Genomic DNA, 1,401 nt, shown 5'->3' on the forward strand with positions numbered 1-1,401 from the left:
CGCCACCGTCATGTTCTGGCTATGACACGTGAACCAGTCCTGACCCTAGCATTACTTTGGCAGAAGTCTGTCGAGCATTTTTCGCCACGTCCTACGGCAGTGGGGACAATTGGGCGGCGGCTGACTGAGCTGGATCTAGATCGTCTGCCTGATAGCTGGTAAGCTCGGTTGCGGCGCGGAGCTGGGGCCCTTTTTTTTTCCGACCCGCTGCCTTCAGCGTCGGGCTTGCAGGAAGGCGAACGCGATCATGGTCATGAGCGCATGTCGGTGCAGGCCCTGCCATGATCGGCCCTCGAAGTGGTCAAGGCCCAACTCTTCCTTGAGCTGCTGATGGGCTTGCTCACAGACCCAACGGGCCGGGCCCCGGCCAGTTTCCTGAGCGGTGTGTCGGCCGGCAGGGTGCTGGGGTCGTATTTGCGCTCGCCGGTGGAACGGTGCTCGTCGACCAGCCAGACCTCCTCGCCGGGCAGATGCTGCTGGCCAAGATCGCCAATGCGCTGCGGCGGTCCGTCGGCGACACGGACACGCATGGCAGCGAAGCGGGCTGAGAGCTTGCCTTTCGTGCCGCGCCGCCAACTCACGGCCTGCCAACTTCGCATTCTCAAGCATCTCCTGCGCCGGGCGAGATGGGACATCGGGGGCATGGTCTTGCGCGGTCGCCCGCGACCGGCGACCGGGAAGATCAGGGCAACCTTGGCCGGCCAGACCTTCTGCTTGTGAGGATGCCCACGGCCCAGGTCAGTCCGCGCTCGGTGAGCGCCTGCCGGAACGGGCCAGACAGGCCATAGCCGGCGTCGGCCAGGATGCCGCCGAAGCGCGCACCTGCGCTGCGCACGCGGTCGATCTCGGCCAATGCGGTCTCCGGCTGGGGTCACGGTAGGTGCGCACCTCGTCAGGAACCCCTGCCCGATCCATGCGCACTGGCCCAGCGCTCGGGCAGAAACAGCCGAAGCCCGATCGTCACGGGCACTTCGCCTGATGCCAGCGTCACCGACACAAGGGTCCGGCAGTTGGCGTTCTTGCCGAGCGCCGACGCGTATTGCGGTGCTACCCCAACCGAGGCACGCCCCTTCTTGGGCAATGCGGTATCATCAATAATCAGCCAGGCATCGTTGCCACCAACCAAGGCGTCTGCCTGCCGGCACAGGTCCTTCTCCAGCGGCGCGCTGTCCCACAGCGCGGCACCAATAAAATGATGAAGTTGATCATAGCCAATCCCGGGCGAACGCATCGCCATGGGCTGCACGCTCTTGCGATCGCCAGGACCAATCAGTCCCTCAACGTAAGCCGGACACATCCGCGCCCGGCGACGGTCGCCCAATGTGGCCACAAAGGGACGAAGCCACTCGGTCAGATCGTCCCGCCAATCATCCTGAGAGGAGCCATCCATGGAGCAACCTG

The 1,401-nt window shown here is 64.5% G+C and carries 1 pseudogene; it reads right to left on the reverse strand.

Annotation, left to right across the window (positions count from 1 at the left end):
* Positions 1–682 precede the first annotated feature (682 nt).
* Positions 683–1,390, reverse strand: a pseudogene (locus E3D03_RS20710) (IS701 family transposase).
* Positions 1,391–1,401 lie beyond the last annotated feature (11 nt).

The organism is Paracoccus sp. DMF, assembly GCF_004407025.1.
GTDB classification, from domain to species: domain Bacteria; phylum Pseudomonadota; class Alphaproteobacteria; order Rhodobacterales; family Rhodobacteraceae; genus Paracoccus; species Paracoccus aminovorans_B.